This is a genomic window from Rhodococcus jostii RHA1, assembly GCF_000014565.1.
Taxonomy (GTDB): Bacteria; Actinomycetota; Actinomycetes; order Mycobacteriales; family Mycobacteriaceae; genus Rhodococcus_F; species Rhodococcus_F jostii_A.
The window spans coordinates 2,922,328-2,937,883 of the sequence record NC_008268.1; the positions used below are offsets into that span (position 1 = coordinate 2,922,328).

Below are 15,556 nucleotides of genomic sequence, written 5' to 3' on the forward strand. Positions count from 1 at the left end.
ACGGGGATGAATCGTGCAACCATCAACCCACCAGCGGTGCGTGCCCCGGCAAACGCGGCAGCTGACGCACAGACGCCGCCCCCACAATCGCTGCGATGCGCTCTATCGCCGTGTTGTAGCACGCACCGCTGACCGCAACGTAGCGGTCGGGGCCGCGTCGGTGCTCACGGGTCCGAGCCCCGGACTGCCGGAGACCTCGGGGGTCGGTGTCAGGGTTTTCGCGACTGCTGTTCCGGATCTGCCCCGGCTGTGTCTCACGTGACTTCGAGTCCGGGTCGACTCGTCCGCGCGCTCCCACTCCTTGTCCAGCGCGAAGCTGCGCGCGCCGCAGCCGCCAGCCCGGGCCCGCACCGGTGTCACCGAGGGAATTCCGAAGCAGGACCGAGGAATTCGTCGAGTACGCGGAAGAACAGTTCCGGTTCGTCGAGTTGAGGGAAGTGACCTGCGCGGGGAAAGATCTCGACGCGACTGTGGGGTACCACGCGGCGCAGGTTCTCGGCGTGTGAGGCGGGAATCATTCTGTCTCTGCCACCCCACACCAGCAGCGACGGAAGCGACTCGAACTTCGAGAAGTGTTGCTTGGCGCTGACAGTCTGTCCGCGCAGTCCCACGACGGCACGGGTGGAGGCGAGAAACGCGGCTCGCGAAGACTTGTCGGACACGGTCTCGAGGGATCGCCAGGTTTCGGTGGCGCTGCGACTGGGCTGCACGGGCAGCCCGAGCCGGCCCAGGTGTTTGAGGATGTTCTCGGTGGTGCGCCGAAGTCGGTCGGAGGCCAAGAGGGGCAGGACCAGTTCGCTGCCAGGCAGAGTGGCCGCCTTGAGGAACACGCTCACCTCGCGGCCGAGGCCGCCGCTGCTCACCAGACACAGACGGTCGACTCGCTCGGGAAACAGGTACGACAGCTGCATCACGATGCCGCCGCCGAGGGAATGGCCCACGAACGCGGCGGAGGAGATCCCGAGATGATCCATCAGGTCGCGGAGGGTGGCCGCGTGGGCACTGAGGGAGTAGTCACCGGAGGGTTTGTCGGATTGGCCGTGCCCGAACAGGTCGGGTGCCACGACGCGATGCTTCTTGGCGAGCCTACTGATTTGCGGTGCCCAGGATTCATGGGAGCCGAGCAGGCCGTGCACGAGCACCACCGGCGGTCCCTCTCCGACGTCGACGAACCTGAGGACATCGTGGTGCAGGATCACGGACTCGAGCTTGCGCGGCGACACCGTGCCCTCCTGTCTCGTTGTTCAACCGTAGAACGCCAGAGCGTCCCCTACCCCCGAGGGCCATTCGAGGCCGGAGTCAGGTACCTCGGGAATGGGGACGGCATCACTAGCCCGACTGGCAGCTTCGCGGGATGACTGCTTGGTGGGAGCACACCGGTGGTGGTGGAACGGCGCCTACCACCGCGTCTGTCCGTGTACGACCTGCCTGATCTTCTCACGTGTGTGCGGAGCCGGCGCGGCGGCGCCGGGCGAAGTCCTCGCCACACTAGTGCTGGGTCGGGGGTGCGGGCAGGAAGGTTCGTATCGTGGGAGGGCGACCACGAACCGGTCGACAAGCTCGAACGTCGACTCATACATCTGATTATGGTGGCAGCTGCGAACCCCGCAGGAGAGCCGTTCCGAAAACGGATCGTTGCCCGGTCATCGATCCCTAAGCGGCTCCGGGTTCACCCGCAGGGCGGCCCAGTATTCGAACTCGTACCAGGGCCTGCCGCTGTGGGCAGGAGACGAGGAGCCGTCCGTCGTCATCGGATACGCGGTCCGGCGAGTAGATCCACCCGGTTATCGAAGGGACGGAGTTGTAGTTGTCGGCGTCGACGAAATTCACGAAGCTGCCGATACGGGCGCAATACTGCCGATCTCGATCCCGCCCGATTTCGATATCGCGCCGGCGCCGTCCGGCTTCGCGAGAACATCCGGTGTGCGGCCTGCTCGAGCTCCGGACGAAGCGACGACGGCTGGACCATGGTCGTGCTCCACCCCGGAGGACTCTCAGCGAGCGGGTTCGAAGCCTGCCAGCATTTGCTCGAGTGCGGCCTGGTCGGGCCCGATGAAGGGGTCTGACTTCGGTGCCTCGGCGAGCATGTCCAGAAACTCGGCGGTGCGTCCGTCCGCCGGGGGGAGGTGGGTGCTGAGGATCCATCGCGGGTCGAGCGCGCGCAGCGCGGCGACGGTGGGCAGGAACTTCGTCTCGTCCACCAGGTGCACCCAGGGACTGTCGACGGTGGCCCACAGGTGCTGCGCGGAACGGACGGCGTTGGGTGTGGCGTACCCGACGTCGTTGGCGGTGGCGAGTTCGGCGGTCTCCATCGGCGCCCCGAAGCAATCCGACGAGAAGTAGGCGCCGCTGCGGTCTTCGTAGAAGCCCACGGTGCTGGGATTGTCGAACAGCGGGGGCCGCAGCGCCGTCAGTGTCCGATCGCCGACGTCGAGGGATTGACCCGGATTGAGCAGGTAGACCCGGTCCATCGGGACGGGCCGTGCGCAGGACATGATGCCTACGCCCGCGAAGGTCGTGATCAGGCGGGCGTGCGGCGCCGCGTCGAGCAGGTCGAACAGTGCGCCGGTGTGATCGCGGTCCGGATGTGTCAGCCAGATCCACTCGACGTCCGCGGGGTCGAGCACCGAGCCCAGGGTGTCCATGAAGCCGCGTCCGGGCAGGCTGAGTCCGGTGTCGACGACGACGGGTTCGGCGGCGTGCAGAACGTACGCGTTCACCGGTAGGTGCCCGATCCCCGGTACTTCCAGTTCATCGCTGAGAGCGGTGATATCACGTCGGATTTTGTTGATACGCATGGGAACTCTCCTCAGTCGTCGTAGTCGACGCGGATCAGTGACCGGGCGATCGTGGCCAGTTCGGCTTCGGTCGGCTCGTATCCCCGCGGGACCTTCAGGCCCAGTTCGAACGGGGTGGCCCCGTCGTCGAGCGCGGCACGGAATGCGGCGCCTGCCTCGGCGGGGGTGGCCTCGAGTAGCAGGGCCCGGCCCCGGCGGACACGGCCCCGGTGGGTGACCGTCACGGGTGCGCCGCCGGCGAAGTTGCGCCGCCACGGACGCTCGGTGAACACGAGCGTCTGACCGTCGACGTCGTGCAGGCACACCGGCACCCGCAGGGTGCGCCCGGTACGACGGCCGGTGAACTCGATCAGCGCTTGGCGCCGGATGCGCCGCCCCAGTGACCGGGTCGTGAGGACCCGCCGGACCAACGGGTTGACCAGCCGCATCAATTGGGGTGGCGGCGGGCTCAGCCGCACATTCGTGGTATCGGTTTTGGACATGTCACCGACGCTAGGGTCGGCGCGGTGGGGGCACCATTCCACAATTCTGGTATTTCCGGCGCCGATCCGCGCTCGTACGATTGACTCGTGAGCGTGGATTCCGTGCAGTGCGCGGCAGACAAGGTCGCACGATTGTGCGCCGCACCACGCGGCCTGGTCTCGCTGTGGCGGGACGCGTCGGACGTCGTCGCCGGTGTCGTCCCGTACTACTGGACGCCGTGCTGGTTCACCCTCGACCCCGTGTCCATGCTGATGACCAGTCACTATCACTTCGGCATGGACGAATTTCCCGGCGAATGGCTGGCCGCGGAGTACTACGAGGACGACGTTCAGTCCATCCCCGACGTAATGCGTTCGGCCGAAGGGATTTCCACGTTGCACGAAGCCGCGCACGGTGATCCGTCGGGAAGTCCGCGCTGGCGCCGGAACCGGACACTCGGCGGCGACCAGGAGTTGATCGCACGGTTACGCACGCGCACGGGAGAAACGTGGGGAGCGCTGAGCCTCTATCGCGACGAGGGGATGCCGATGTTCTCGGAAACCGAGAAGTCGTTCGTGCAGGAGATCGCGCCGATCCTCGCGGGCGGGGCCCGCCGCGCACTGCTGTACGGGCAGGCCGAGGAACCGGAGTATGCCGATTCGCCGGGTTTGCTCGTCCTCGACGAGAACTGGAACATCGAATCCGCGACGCCCGGGGTCGACCGGTGGATGGTGGATCTGCCGGGCGGGGACTGGGATCGGGGGGAGTTGCCGGCCGCGGTGATCACTCTCGCCGGTCGTGTATTGCGGTGTGTGGAAGACCGCGACCGGCTGGGCGACGTGGCCATCTCGCGGGTGCTGTCGAGGTCGGGGGCGTGGTTGGTGCTGCACGGGGCATGCCTGACATCGACGGGCAGGCGGCGGATCGCGGTGATCGTGGAGCCGGCCCATCCGAGCCGCCTGTATCCGCTGCTGATGTCGGCGTACGGGCTGACCGAGCGTGAGAAGGAGGTCACCGCGATGGTGTTGCAAGGGGCGTCGACCTCGCAGATCTCCGCCGAACTACACGTGTCGGCACAGACCGTGCAGCAACATCTGAAGAGCATCTTCGACAAGACCGGCGTGCACAGCCGCCGCGACCTGGTCGGCAAGGTGTTCTTCCACCACTACGAACCACGGTTCCGTGACAACGAGAAACGCACGCTCGCCGACCGACCGCTCCGGGGTGGCCCCTGGCCCACGGATCGTCGGCGCCGCACAGGCCAGTAGCCGAACCATCAGCGGGGCACTCCGACCGACAGCGCGCCGGCGGACAGGTGGTTCCGTAAGCGGATCCTCAATCGGCCCTTCCCAATTCCACCCCCGCCTCTATCTGTCGCCGGACTCGTCCGGTGAACAGGTCGATCCCACGCCTGAACCAAGAAAGGGCTTTCACTCAGGAGTAGTACGGGGGTTCGGTGTCGGGATCGTCGACGACGACGTCAACACGCGAGTCGGCCACGAGCCGATCGATCGCGTCCGGGCTTGCGCCGATCGACGCGAAGTGAGGATCGACGTCGCAGGTCACGCACCACGCGTGATCGGATGGCCACACGAACGCGGGGGGAGGTGCGTCACCTGGTCCCCCACGTCATCCAGCAGTGTCTTGATCTGGGCGTTCCAGTCGGCGACGTCGGCAAGGGTGCCGTGGAACAAGAAGTAGTCGCGGTTCGGGATCGAGATCTTCGGCGTCGGATCGTCGGCGGTGAAACTCGGCCACCCGTCCCAGATGCAGAAGTAGCAGTCATCAGGCCTGCCGGTGTGACGGGCAGGCTCGGCCAGGACGACCCCGAATTGTTTGTTGTCGGACAGACCCTCTGAGTCGCGTTGGGCATCGCCTTCCGGTTGTGCCGGATAGGCCGGGTCTGGGATGAACCGTAGGCGTGCGTACTTGTCGAAGGCGACCGGCCCCCGAGCCGCCAGCCGTCGCCAGTCCTCGTCCCGCTGTTCGAGCCAGCGCGCGGCCGACAGATCGACACACCGTGTGATGCTCATTCGACCAGTGTGACCGTTCTGACGTCCGTGGTGTCACCAGTAACACCACCGAAGCGTCGAGAACGTGCCAGACATCGAGTCTCTCCGAGAGGCCGATTGGGGATCGGCGGATTCTGGCGGTCATCGCAACAGCAGTCGTTCCATCTCTTCGATGGGTGTGCGAAATTCTAGCCGTTTCCGGGGGCGCTCATTGAGTTGCCGTGAGACCCACTCCAGGTCTGCTTTCGAGTGCACACTCAGGTCCGAACCTTTGGGGAAGTACTGACGGAGAATGCCGTTCGTATTCTCGTTGGTCCCGCGCTGCCAGGGTGCGTGTGGATCACAGAAGTAGATGTCGATCCCGGTGGCCGCGCTGACGCTCTTCCAGTCCCGCATCTCCGAACCCTGGTCCCACGTCAGGGTCCGGCGCAGGCTCGTGGGCAGCGTCTCGAGCTGTTCGGTCAACGCGGGCGCGGTCTGCTCGGGCTTGTATCCGTCGGGCAGATGAACGAGCATGACGGTGCCGGTCGAACGTTCGACGAGTGTGCCGATCGCGCTCAGATTCCGTTTGCCGACAATGAGATCACCCTCCCAATGTCCCGGTACTGCACGGTCTTTCACGTCTTTGGGGCGGTCCGCGATGTTGGCCATATCGGGGATCCGATTCTTGCGCTGGCCGGCCTTCCGACTGGGTCGGCGCAGCCCACGTCCGGTCCGCAACGATCGAGTGAGGGTGTGTTCGAGTCCGCCGCGGGAGGGTTGGTAGAGCGATTGGTAGATGGTCTCGGTGCTCACCCGCATCTGTGGATCGTCGGGGAAATCGAGTCGGAGGCGGCCCGCGATCTGCTCGGGTGAGTGGCGCTCGGTCAGGGATTTCTCGACCGTCTCGCGCAGCGACGGATTGATGGCGAGCTTGGACGGCTTGGGCCGCGAGGCCCGATGGTAGGCGGCTGCGTGAGCCGATCTGGCTCGGTACCGCCCGGACGGCTCACAATTGCGGGCGATCTCGCGTGAGATCGTCGACGGACTCCGGTTCAAGGCTTTCGCGATCTCACGAAGCGTGTGACCTGCGGCGTCGCCGATGGCGATCTCTTCCCGCTCCGCGAACGTCAAACACCGGCCCTTGAGGTTGCGGCCACGCCGGGGACGCACCCCACCACAGGCCGCAAGCCACCGAGCACCCTGTTTGCGATACGAGCCGGCCGCCTCGGCCGCGCCCGTGATGAACTCACCCGCCGCCATCCCCGACCAGAACGTCTGAAAGATCTCCGGAACCATCCGATGAGAATATTTCGCCATGTGCAACACCCTTTGATCAGTGGTGTTGCGATCACCGCACGAACCCAAGGATCGTCTATCGAGACGAGCGCCAACCCTTGCGGGTGCGCGCTGGGCGCCGATCTCGTCCCGGTGCAGGTTCGAGCTTGCGGGATCACCATGGACGTTGTCGATGACCCATACGCCGACCCGCGGAATCGACATCTTCGATCGCGGCCACCGCCGACGACCCGGCGCACCTGCACCATCGCACACTCGTGCTGACGACGCCCGGCCGCCGCATCCGCGCGCTGACCCCGACCGTGCACTCGCTCGTCGACACGCTGTGGGACGAGGGGCTCCGCGACGGGCAGATCGATTGGGCGTCCGCGATGGCGAACCGACTGCCGCCGGCGATGGTCGCGCATCTCATCGGCCTGACCGAGTCGGACGTACCCTAGCTCCTGACGTGGGCCTACGACAGCACGGAAATACTCGGCGGGGTCGTCACCGCGGATCGCCTCCGCCCCCTCGTCACCTCCGCGGCCGAACTGGCCGGCTATCCGCGGGCCGACCTCGTGCGTGCGAGGACAAATCCGCGCGAGGATCTCCTGGGTGTCCTCGCGCACGCATGCAATGCAAGTGAACTCTCCGAGGACGTGGCGACACTCGTCCTGGTCCAGTTGGTCGGCGCGGGCGGCGAATCGACCGCGGGGCTGATCGGGGGGCCGCCCGCCTCCTCGCCACCCGCCCCGGACTTCAGGCCCGGCTCCGGCAACAACCCGCACTCGTCGACGCGTTCCTCGACGAGGCGCTTCGTCTCGCGTCCGAGTTCCGCGGGCGTCACCGGCACGTGCTTGCCGACACCACGCTCGGCGGCGCCGAACTGCCCGCCGGTAGCCACCTGCTCCTGCTGTGGGGTGCGGCCAACCGGGATCCGGCCGTGTTCGAGCGTCCGGACGAGATAGTGCTCGACCGGCCGCACATCCGTTCGCATCTGGCATTCGGCAAGGGCGTTCACTTCTGTGTCGCATCGGCGCTCGCCCGCATGGAAGCGCTCGCCGCGACCACCGCACTGCTCGCGCGCACCGGCCGCTTCGCCCTCGCCGCCGACTCCGAGCCACGTTGGGTCCCCAGCTTGTCCGTGCGGCGCCACAGCGCGCTCCCGCTCCGCCTCGAGCAGGTGACACCCGAAGATTGACATTGACGTCAATATCAACACATACTGTGACCGTGACCACAAGTGAGGCTCAGGAGCGGGCACGATCGGCGCGGAAAGACAACGACGGTCCCCGCCGCCGCGAACTCCTCCGCGCCGCGAGCGCCTGCTTCGCCGAACTCGGTTACGACCGGACGACCGTCGAGGTGATCACCACTCAGGCCGAAGTGTCGCGGGCAACGTTCTACGCCTACTTCTCGTCGAAGGAGGAGGTGTTCCACGCCGTCGCCGCCGACGTGTGCGAGGAGTTCCTCGAGTCGCAGCACGTGGAAGGACCGGCGAGCGAGGACCTGCGAGAGGTGCTGCACACCACCACGAAAGCGTTCGTGGAAGCCGTGTACACCAACGGACGCGTCCTCGAACTGATCAGGCACCGCGCCCGGCTCGACCCCGAGGTCGGCCGAAGCTGGACCACCGTGCAGACTCGGCTCATCCGCCGCTATACCCGGTTCATCGAGCGCATCAACGCCACCTGCGACGTCACGCCGTGCGCGCCGCCCGCCCGCATCGCGCAGACCCTCGCCGACGCCCAGCTCGCGGGCGCCGCCCGGCTGGTCGACGCGACGGCCCGTGAACAGCGCCGGTACACCGCCGACCTGACCGCCATCTCCGAAAGACTCATCGGCTTCGCCTAGCAACGACAATCCGCACAGAATCGGGAGTTCGGTATGCCCACTTCGCCTTCGAGTGACCTCACGGCCCTGGAATCGGCCCTCGCCGAGATACGCGAACTCCAGGACGCCGCGTGGCCACCGCAGGTACCGCGGACAGTCGAGTACCCGATCGAGGGCCGCACCGTGATCGACTACCTGCGACACTGGGCGACGGAACGACCGCAGACCGTCGCGATCGACTTCTACGGTCGTGCCATCACCTACGCCGAACTCGACGAACTGTCCGACCGCTTCGCCGGCTGGCTCCTGCAGCGGGGCGCGGCCGCCGGCGACCGCGTCGGCGTCCATCTCACCAACTGTCCGCAGTTCCATGTGGCGATGCTCGGGATCCTGAAGATCGGCGCCGTCCACGTCCCGATCAATCCGCTGTTCCGGGAGCACGAACTGGCGTACGAACTCGACGACGCCGGCGTGGAGATCCTGCTGACGCAGGATTCGTTCGCGGCCATGGTCGACTCCGTGCTCGACCAGACGGCGTTGCGGCACGTCGCGATCACCGCCCTGTCGGACCTGCTGCCCGCCGAACCCAGCGTCGCACCGCCGTTCCCCCTCACCTCCGCACCCACCGACTGGGCGCAGATCATGAACTCCGTTCGCGCCGAGCCGATTCCGATGAATCCCGACGCGTTGGCGGCACTGAACTACACCGGCGGCACCACCGGGATGCCGAAGGGCTGCGAACACACGCAGGCGCACATGGTCTACACCGCCGCCACCGCGACACTGGCCGGCGGCAGGCAGGTGGGCGAGGCTCCCCCGGTGGTCCTCGGGTTCCTGCCCATCTTCTGGATCGCCGGCGAGGACTTCGGCATCCTGTACCCGCTGATCAACGGCGGCACCGTCGTGCTCCTCAACCGCTGGGACCCGGACGCCGCGGCGACCCTCGTCGACAGTCGTGGGGTGACGTCGATGGTCGGGACGGTCGACAACTATGTCGAACTGATGGATCTGCCCGGCTTCGCCGAACGAGACTTCTCCACGCTGGACAACGCGATGGCCGTGTCGTTCGTGCTGAAGCTCGACCCCGCGATTCGCGGCCGCTGGCGCGACGCCACCGGCCACGTGCTACGGGAAGCCAGTTACGGGATGACGGAGACGCACACCGCCGACACCATCACGCTCGGCTTCCAGACCGACGACGAAGACCTGCTCAGCGAACCCGTGTTCTGCGGACTTCCGGTTCCGGGCACCGACGTGCTGATCGTCGACGATGCCGGGGCGCCCGTGCCGGTGGGGCAAGCCGGACAGATCGTCGTGCGCAGTCCGTCGCTGCTCACCGGTTACTACGGCAAACCTGACGCCACCGCTGCCGCGCTCCGCGACGGATGGCTCCAGACCGGCGACGTCGGCAAGCTGAACGGCAAAGGCGCACTGCACTATCTGGCGCGCAACAAGGAGATGATCAAGACCAACGGAATGAGCGTGTTCCCCTCCGAGGTCGAGGCACTGCTCATGCTGCACCCCGACATCCAGTCGGCCGCGGTGGTGCCGAAGCCCGATCCGGGCAAAGGCCAGGTGCCGTTCGCGTTCGTTCAGCTCCTGCCCGACCGTGAGGTCTCGGGCGAGGAACTGCAGGAGTGGGCCGCCCGGAACATGGCCACCTATAAGGTGCCCACCGTCGAGGTGCTCGACGCCCTACCCATGACGGCGACCGGGAAGGTCCGCAAGGCCGACCTGTTCGCCCTGGCCGAGGAGTACAAGTGACCCTGCTGGTCGCCAATCGTGGCGAGATCGCGCTCCGCATCATCCGCACCGCCGAGGAGATGTCGGTCGACACCGTCGCCGTCTACGCGGAGGACGATGCGGACAGTCCCCACGTGCGCGCGGCAACCGAAGCGGTCGCGCTCCGCGGTTCCGGCCCGTCCGCGTATCTGGACCCCCGGGCCATTCTCGGCGCGGCCGCCGAGTTCGGTGCCACGGCAGTGCACCCCGGCTACGGATTCCTCAGCGAGAACGCCGCTTTCGCACGCGCCTGCGCCGAGGCCGGACTGACCTTCGTGGGCCCGAGCCCCGACGTGCTCGACATCTTCGGCGACAAGTCGTCGGCACGTGAGGCCGCGGTGGCCGCGAAGGTGCCGGTGCTCACCGCGACCACCGGTCCCACCGACTTGGACGGCGTCCGCGCGTTCTTCGCGGAACACCCGGGCGGCATCATGATCAAGGCGCTCGCGGGCGGCGGTGGTCGCGGCATCCGTGCCGTCCGCAGCGCGGACCGGGTCGAGGAGGAGTACCGGCTGTGCGCGTCCGAGGCGCAACTCGGATTCGGCAACCCCGCACTGTTCGCCGAGGCACTCCTCGACGGCGCCCGGCACATCGAGGTGCAGGTCGTGGCGGCACCGCAGGCGGGTGTGACGCGGGCCCTGGCCGTCGGTGACCGCGACTGCAGCGTGCAGCGCCGCCACCAGAAACTCGTCGAGATCGCCCCCGCGCAGGGGCTCGACCCGGGACTGCGCAGCGAACTGCACGAGGCCGCGGCTCGGCTGTGCGCCAGTGTCGGGTACCGGGGACTCGCCACCGTCGAATTCCTGGTGTTCCGGGACGGCTTCGTGTTCCTGGAGGTCAATCCCCGAATCCAGGTGGAGCACACGGTCACCGAGGAGGTGACGGGGGTCGACCTCGTCGCCGTGCAAATCGACGTCGCCCGGGGTGCGGACTACGGGGACCTGTCGCTTCCCGACGGCGTCAGCGCCGTGGGGCTCGACACGTCGGGCACCCCCGCCGCCGCGCGTGGAATCGCCGTCCAGGCCCGCGTCAACATGGAAACGATGCGCCCCGACGGTCAGGCCGTTCCCGCCGCGGGCACCCTGTCCGTCTTCTCGCCGCCGACGGGACCGGGTGTGCGCGTCGACACCTACGGCCGGCCCGGACTGTCGCCGAGCCCGCGGTACGACTCGCTGCTCGCGAAGGTGATCGTGCATTCGCGGGGCCCGTCGTTCTCGGCCGCAGTGCGCAAGGCGGATGCGGCGCTCGCCGAGTTCGTCGTCGAGGGCGTCCCCACCAATATCGGCTTCCTCCGGGCGATTCTGGCGGATCCCGGCTTCGCCGACGGCGTCGTCGGCACCGACCATCTCGCCGAGCGGATGAGCGCGCTCGTCGACGCCGCGCACGTGCACCAGCCGGCGGAGGTGGCGTCGGAAACACTCGAGTTGCGGGCGGGTGAGGACGTGCTGCGCGCCCACATGGCCGGGACCGTCGTGGAGGCTGCCGGAGAAGGTGCGACCGTGGAGTCGGGTGCTCAGCTCGTGGTGCTCGAAGCCATGAAGATGCAGCACGTGATCGCCGCGCCCGCCGGTGCGGTGGTCCAGCGGAATCTGGTGTCGCCCGGGCAGAACGTCAACGCCGGCGACCCGTTGGTCGTGATCCGCCGCACGGGATCGGAGGCCGGCGACGTCGCCGACAGCGCAACCGATCTGGATCGTGAGCGCGCAGACCTGGCGGAGATCCGGCAGCGACACGAGGTGACCCTCGACGCCGCCCGGCCCGCCGCGATCGCGAAGCGCACGAAGCTCGGGCGGCGCAGCGCACGGGCCAACATCGACGATCTGGTCGATCCCGGCAGCTTCGTCGAATACGGACCTCTCGTCCTGGCCGCGCAGCGCAGCCGCCGCTCCGAGCAGGACCTGATCGAGAACACCCCCGCCGACGGGCTCGTCGCCGGGCTCGCCACCGTCAACGGCGACGTATTCGGTTCGCGCGACGCGCAGGCGGTGGTGCTGTCGTACGACTACACGGTGCTCGCCGGAACCCAGGGCATGCGCAACCACGCGAAGACCGACCGGGTGATCGAACTCGCCGGCCGCAAGCAGGTCCCGGTGGTCCTGTTCGCCGAGGGCGGCGGCGGACGGCCGGGTGACACCGACGCCGGCCCGGCAGCAGGACTGGACCTGAACACCTTCCGGTCGCTGGCGGCGCTGAACGGGAAGGTCCCGCTGGTGTCGGTCGTCTCCGGGCGCTGCTTCGCGGGCAACGCCGCCCTCGCCGGAGTCTGCGACGTCCTCATCGCCACCCCCGACGCGAACATCGGCATGGGCGGCCCGGCGATGGTGGAGGGCGGCGGACTCGGGGTGTACCGGCCGGAGGACATCGGACCCGTCGACGTGCAGCGGCGAAACGGCGTCATCGATCTGCTCGCCAGGGACGAGGCGCACGCCGTCGAACTGGCGAAGAAGTACTTGTCGTACTTCCAGGGCGCGCTGCCCGAGTGGGAGGCCCCCGACGAGCGGCTCGCACGCCACGTCGTCCCGGAGAACCGGTTGCGCGCCTACGACGTTCGCAGTGCCGTGGAAGCCATCGCCGACGTCGGCTCTGTCCTCGAACTACGCCGCGACCACGGCGTCGGCATCGTCACCGCGCTGATCCGGGTGGAGGGGGCGCCGTACGGGCTGGTCGCGAACAGCAGCCACCACCTCGGCGGCGCGATCGACGCGGTCGCGGCGGACAAGATGGCCCGCTTCCTGGAGCTGTGCGAATCGTTCGGCCTGCCCGTCGTCTCGCTGTGCGACACACCGGGATTCATGGTCGGCCCCGACTCGGAGAAGGAGGCCACGGTTCGCCGGTTCGGCAAGCTGTTCGTCGCGGGCGCGCGGATGACCGTGCCGTACGGGACGATCATCCTGCGCAAGGGGTACGGCCTCGGCGCGATGGCCATGGCGGGCGGTTCCTTCCACGCGTCCGAGTTCACGGTCGCGTGGCCGACCGGAGAGATCGGGGCCATGGGACTGGAAGGCGCGGTGCGGCTCGGATTCCGGAAGGAACTCGAGGCCATCGACGACCCCGCCGAGCGCAACACCGCGTTCGCACAACTCGTCGACGCCGCCTACCAGCACGGGAAGGCCCTGAACGCGGCGACGATCTTCGAACTCGACGACGTCATCGACCCGGCCGACTCCCGTGCCTGGATCGTGCGCCTCCGGCGCCCGTGAGTACTTGTTAACCGCGGGACGTTAATAAGTACTCACGGGGGCGACGCCCACCACGGCCCGGCCCGAGTAGGTGCCTGCCCGCACCTGGTCGATCACCGAGACGACGTCCGCGATCGGAACATCGTGGGTGATCGATTCGAGCCGGGACGGTGCGAGGTCGGACGCGAGACGGCCCCACAGCCGGCGCCGCTGGTCGATCGGGTACTGCACCGAGTCGATGCCGAGCAGGCTGACACCCCGCAGGATGAACGGCAGGACCGTGGTCTCCAACTTCGGTCCGCCGGTCAGCCCACTCGCCGCGACCGCGCCCCCGTATTCGATGGTGCTGAGCACGTGCGCCAGGGTGGCGCCGCCGACGCAGTCGACGGCGGCGGCCCACTGGGCCTTGCCGAGCGGACGCGGTTTCGTATCGGGCTCCGGAAGTCGTCCGATCACCCTGCTCGCGCCCAGTTCGGTGAGCAGTTCCGCCTTCTCCGGCTTTCCGCTCGACGCGACCACCTCGAAGCCCGCCGCCGACAGCAGGTCGACGGCGACGGTGCCGACGCCGCCACTCGCACCGGTCACGAGCACCGGACCGTTTCCCGGCTCGACACCACGGGACAGCAGCGCCTCCACGCTCATCGCGGCCGTGAAACCGGCGGTCCCGATCGCGGCGGCGGTGCGGGTGGACATGCCGTCGAGTTTCACCACCCAGTCCGCCGGGACACGGGCGAACTGCGCGTACCCGCCGTGGCGGGCGGTGCCGATGTCGTAGCCGTGGGCGACGACCGTGTCACCGACGGAGAACTCCGGGGACTGCGACTCGACGACGGTGCCTGCCACATCGATGCCGGGCACGATGGGGTACTCGCGGACCACTCCACCCTTCGGCGTGAGAGCCAGCGCGTCCTTGAAGTTCACGCTGGAGTACTCGACCTGGATCGTGACCTCGCCCTGCGGCAGGAACGACTCGTCGACCGTCTCCTGGGAGAGGCCGATGGCGCCCTCGTTCTCGCGAGCGATCCAGGCGGTGAATTCCTTCATCAGCTTGCTCTCCTGACCTCGGGGGTGCGTCGAGACCATCATGCGACAACCGTGTCCCGCAGACGAGGCCGGGGCGAAGTTCCCCGGATCAGAAGCGCAGGAGCACCTTGCTCGACGAGGACGCATCCCGGGCCGATGCGAAGGCGGTGAGCGCATCGGCGACGTCGTACTCGGCGGTGACGATCGGATCCACCACCAGGGAGCCGTCGGCGAGGGCGGCCACCACCTCGTCGATCTCGTCGTTGAACCGGAAGGAGCCGACCAGGTCCAGTTCCCGGGTGATCGCGATCGACACGGGTACCGGCTGATCGCCGGAGGGAAGTAGACCGACCATGACGACCCGGCCGCCGCGGGCCGTGCCGTGTATCGCCGATGCGAGACCACGATGGTTGCCGGAGCATTCGATGGTGACGTCCGCTTCCACCGCCGCGACGGCGTCGGCATCGGTGGCGGTGAGGGTCTCGTCCGCGCCCACGGCGCGCGCGATCCTCAGCGGGTACTCGTGCATGTCCACCGCCGTGATCTTCCCGGCGCCCGCACGCTTCAGTACCGCCACCACGAGCGCGCCGATGGGTCCGGCCCCGATGACGAGGACCGACCGGTCCTTCACCTCCCCTGCCCGCGCGACCGCGTGCCACGCCACGCTCGCCGGCTCGGCCAGTGAGGCCAGACGCAGATCGAGTCCGTCGGGAAGGACCCGGAGCATGCGGGTCGGCACGGCGACGTGGCTGACGAACAACCCGTCCGCGTGCGGAAAATGCGCCGCACTGCCCAGGTACGTGCATCCGGGCGAGATATTGGGGCGATCGGCCGGATACTTCGCGCTGTCGCCGCCGGGGGTCGCAGGATGGATGGTGACGGGGGTGCCGGCGCCGGGACCGCTTCCGTCCGTCGCACCGATCAGGACGGTGCCCGACGCCTCGTGTCCGAGCCGCATGGGTGCGCGAAGGATCGATTCGCCGGCGGCGCCGTGCTGCCAGTAGTGGAGATCGGATCCGCAGATCCCGCCGTAGGCGATGCGGATCACCGCTTCGTCCGGTTTCGGTGCGGCGATAGGCACCTCCTCCACGCGCAGGTCCTGCGCACCGTGGGCGACGACCGCCTGCGCGTGCGTCGGAACCTCGATGGCGTGTGAAGCGGTGGTCGGGCTGGTGTTCATCGGTGAAGTCCAGTTCTGTCGGAGGTCGGA

General features: G+C 67.9%; 14 protein-coding genes. 6 read left to right on the forward strand and 8 right to left on the reverse strand.

Annotation, left to right across the window (positions count from 1 at the left end; genetic code table 11):
- Positions 1-356: 356 nt before the first annotated feature.
- From RHA1_RS13495 to RHA1_RS13505, 3 genes are all read right to left on the reverse strand, one after another.
- Positions 357-1,223 carry an alpha/beta fold hydrolase gene (locus tag RHA1_RS13495; RefSeq protein WP_011595470.1) on the reverse strand — a complete coding sequence of 289 codons (867 nt, stop codon included), beginning with the start codon at positions 1,221-1,223 and terminating at the stop codon, positions 357-359.
- A 771-nt stretch (positions 1,224-1,994) separates the two neighbouring features.
- A complete protein-coding gene (locus RHA1_RS13500) occupies positions 1,995-2,798 on the reverse strand; it encodes an MBL fold metallo-hydrolase (protein WP_011595472.1) in 804 nt (267 codons plus the stop codon).
- Between the two features lie 11 nt (positions 2,799-2,809).
- Complete coding sequence (locus RHA1_RS13505) at positions 2,810-3,280, reverse strand: hypothetical protein (RefSeq protein WP_011595473.1); 471 nt, start codon at positions 3,278-3,280, stop codon at positions 2,810-2,812.
- A 102-nt stretch (positions 3,281-3,382) separates the two neighbouring features.
- On the opposite strand from RHA1_RS13505, the gene RHA1_RS13510 reads away from it, so the two are divergent.
- The gene (locus RHA1_RS13510) at positions 3,383-4,528 is read left to right on the forward strand and encodes a helix-turn-helix transcriptional regulator (RefSeq protein WP_011595474.1); all 1,146 of its coding nucleotides are present in this window, start codon (positions 3,383-3,385) and stop codon (positions 4,526-4,528) included.
- A gap of 166 nt (positions 4,529-4,694) precedes the next feature.
- On the opposite strand, the gene RHA1_RS52895 is transcribed toward RHA1_RS13510, so the two are convergent.
- The 3 genes from RHA1_RS52895 to RHA1_RS13520 all read right to left on the reverse strand — a co-directional run bounded on the left by RHA1_RS52895 (position 4,695) and on the right by RHA1_RS13520 (position 6,571).
- A complete protein-coding gene (locus RHA1_RS52895) occupies positions 4,695-4,826 on the reverse strand; it encodes a hypothetical protein (protein WP_272942756.1) in 132 nt (43 codons plus the stop codon).
- Positions 4,823-5,293 (reverse strand): hypothetical protein, encoded by a 471-nt coding sequence (locus tag RHA1_RS13515; RefSeq protein ID WP_011595475.1) that lies wholly within the window; start codon positions 5,291-5,293, stop codon positions 4,823-4,825. The genes RHA1_RS52895 and RHA1_RS13515 overlap by 4 nt, the downstream gene beginning before the upstream one ends.
- Before the next feature lie 120 nt (positions 5,294-5,413).
- Positions 5,414-6,571: an IS30 family transposase gene (locus RHA1_RS13520; protein ID WP_237726879.1), complete on the reverse strand. Its 1,158-nt coding sequence runs from the start codon at positions 6,569-6,571 to the stop codon at positions 5,414-5,416.
- 236 nt (positions 6,572-6,807) lie between these two features.
- On the opposite strand from RHA1_RS13520, the gene RHA1_RS53580 reads away from it, so the two are divergent.
- From RHA1_RS53580 to RHA1_RS13540, 5 genes are all read left to right on the forward strand, one after another.
- Entirely contained in the window at positions 6,808-6,990 is a 183-nt protein-coding gene (locus RHA1_RS53580) for a hypothetical protein (RefSeq protein ID WP_011595477.1), read from the forward strand.
- Positions 6,991-7,232: 242 nt separating this feature from the next.
- Positions 7,233-7,730, forward strand: a complete 498-nt coding sequence (locus RHA1_RS53585) for a cytochrome P450 (RefSeq protein WP_237727013.1) — start codon at positions 7,233-7,235, stop codon at positions 7,728-7,730.
- Between the two features lie 26 nt (positions 7,731-7,756).
- Complete coding sequence (locus tag RHA1_RS13530) at positions 7,757-8,383, forward strand: TetR/AcrR family transcriptional regulator (RefSeq protein WP_041811422.1); 627 nt, start codon at positions 7,757-7,759, stop codon at positions 8,381-8,383.
- A 33-nt stretch (positions 8,384-8,416) separates the two neighbouring features.
- On the forward strand, positions 8,417-10,126 hold the full coding sequence (locus tag RHA1_RS13535) for an AMP-binding protein (RefSeq protein WP_011595480.1): 1,710 nt from the start codon (positions 8,417-8,419) through the stop codon (positions 10,124-10,126).
- Entirely contained in the window at positions 10,123-13,344 is a 3,222-nt protein-coding gene (locus RHA1_RS13540) for an acetyl-CoA carboxylase family protein (RefSeq protein WP_011595481.1), read from the forward strand. Before RHA1_RS13535 ends, RHA1_RS13540 begins: the two co-directional genes overlap by 4 nt.
- A 21-nt stretch (positions 13,345-13,365) precedes the next feature.
- Here the strand turns inward: RHA1_RS13540 and RHA1_RS13545 are convergent, their stop codons facing one another.
- Both RHA1_RS13545 and RHA1_RS13550 read right to left on the reverse strand, forming a co-directional pair.
- Positions 13,366-14,367, reverse strand: coding sequence for an MDR family oxidoreductase (locus RHA1_RS13545; protein WP_041812400.1), 1,002 nt, complete (start codon positions 14,365-14,367; stop codon positions 13,366-13,368).
- An 88-nt stretch (positions 14,368-14,455) separates the two neighbouring features.
- Positions 14,456-15,526, reverse strand: a complete 1,071-nt coding sequence (locus tag RHA1_RS13550) for an L-idonate 5-dehydrogenase (RefSeq protein WP_009475448.1) — start codon at positions 15,524-15,526, stop codon at positions 14,456-14,458.
- Between the last annotated feature and the right edge of the window lie 30 nt (positions 15,527-15,556).

Excerpts from the sequence above, each read along its gene's own strand:
- RHA1_RS13500 (WP_011595472.1), bottom strand. The coding sequence starts at position 2,798 with ATGCGTATCAACAAAATCCGACGTGATATCACCGCTCTCAGCGATGAA.
- RHA1_RS13505 (WP_011595473.1), bottom strand. The coding sequence starts at position 3,280 with ATGTCCAAAACCGATACCACGAATGTGCGGCTGAGCCCGCCGCCACCC.
- RHA1_RS13515 (WP_011595475.1), bottom strand. The coding sequence starts at position 5,293 with ATGAGCATCACACGGTGTGTCGATCTGTCGGCCGCGCGCTGGCTCGAA.
- RHA1_RS13520 (WP_237726879.1), bottom strand. The coding sequence starts at position 6,571 with ATGGCGAAATATTCTCATCGGATGGTTCCGGAGATCTTTCAGACGTTC.
- RHA1_RS13535 (WP_011595480.1), top strand. The coding sequence starts at position 8,417 with ATGCCCACTTCGCCTTCGAGTGACCTCACGGCCCTGGAATCGGCCCTC.
- RHA1_RS13545 (WP_041812400.1), bottom strand. The coding sequence starts at position 14,367 with ATGAAGGAATTCACCGCCTGGATCGCTCGCGAGAACGAGGGCGCCATC.
- RHA1_RS13550 (WP_009475448.1), bottom strand. The coding sequence starts at position 15,526 with ATGAACACCAGCCCGACCACCGCTTCACACGCCATCGAGGTTCCGACG.